We start from the raw sequence: 1,352 nt of genomic DNA on the forward strand, positions 1-1,352 counted from the left end.
GTATTGGATCCATACATTGACCTACTGAAGGTTCTCCTTCCCGAACTATTGATTACCCATTTCGATATTGCCAAGCATGAAATAAACAAAGATGTCCTTCATCTTCATTTTGAAGAGAAGAATGATATCCCAAAAGAGCTTTCCTCCAGGATGCTTATTTCACACGGTTTTCATAAGGAAGTCACCATTCAGGATTTTCCTGTCCGCGGCAAGAATGTTTATTTACATATCAAACGCCGTCGATGGCTGGACAAAACCACAGGGCAGGCCGTGCACCGAAATTGGGATCTGGTGGCACAGGGAACTCGTATGACCGTAGAGTTCGCTGCTTTTTTAAAAGTACTTGGTCAGTACCAAGCCTAACGATTGCCATACCATCGGTAGTTTTTATGGGGTTAACGGCAAGAAGCTTCAACGGCAATATCGAGATTGCCTAAGTGAGTTCAAAGAATGGAAAGATAAGCCCCACGCTAAAGACTGGTTGATCTTTCCTGAGAATATGGGCAAGTATCTATCCATTGATGAGACCGCACTATCCAAGGGGGAACTCTACACTATCATCACCAATAAAAAAGCTAAAGGCAGGAAAGGGGCTATTGTGGCCATACTTGCGGGAACCAAAGCTGAACCTATTATAGAACAACTGCTTAAAATCCCAAAGACACTTAGGGATAGGGTAAAAGAGATTACTTTGGATATGGCACATTCAATGAAAATGATTGCCAAAAAATGCTTTCCTAAAGCCATACAGGTCACAGACCGTTTTCATGTACAAAAACTGGCACTGGAAGCACTACAGGATATTAGGATCAAACATCGATGGGAAGCTATAGACTTAGAAAATGAACAGATCAAACAGGCTAAGGGTGCACAAAAAGGATTCATTCCGGAGACCTTTCCCAATGGGGATACCAGAAAACAACTCTTGGCCAGAAGCAGGTACCTGCTCTATAAAGCTCCAAACAATTGGACACAAAATCAACACATACGGTCCAAAATCCTCTTTGAACAATACCCCGACATTAAAAAAGCATATAATCCAGTACAAGGATTGAGAAACATATTCAATACGGCCACCTCCATACAAGCTGCTTACACCAGGTTGGCCCACTGGTATAAGGATGTAGAACAAACAGGGTTTAAAGCCTTCAACACCATAGCAAATACAATAACCCTTAACTATAGATCCATCCTGAACTATTTTATCAATAGAAGTACAAATGCTTCAGCAGAGTCCTTCAATGCAAAAATAAAAGCCTTTAGGGCTCAGTTTAGAGGTGTCAAAAATGTAGAGTTCTTCCTATTTAGATTAACAACAATTTTTGCATAAACACAACAATTGGTCTTGATCC

2 protein-coding genes are annotated in these 1,352 nt (G+C 40.9%); both read left to right on the forward strand.

Going from position 1 to position 1,352, the window contains the following annotated elements; genetic code table 11:
* The first annotated feature begins 3 nt into the window (after positions 1-3).
* A complete protein-coding gene (locus VM932_RS16640; protein ID WP_428979828.1) occupies positions 4-363 on the forward strand; it encodes an ISAon1 family transposase N-terminal region protein in 360 nt (119 codons plus the stop codon).
* Positions 344-1,330 (forward strand): ISAon1 family transposase, encoded by a 987-nt coding sequence (locus VM932_RS16645; RefSeq protein WP_326280415.1) that lies wholly within the window; start codon positions 344-346, stop codon positions 1,328-1,330. Before VM932_RS16640 ends, VM932_RS16645 begins: the two co-directional genes overlap by 20 nt.
* Positions 1,331-1,352: the final 22 nt, after the last annotated feature.

The sequence above is a fragment of the Flagellimonas halotolerans genome (genome assembly GCF_035818535.1).
In the GTDB taxonomy this organism is placed as follows: domain Bacteria; phylum Bacteroidota; class Bacteroidia; order Flavobacteriales; family Flavobacteriaceae; genus Flagellimonas; species Flagellimonas halotolerans.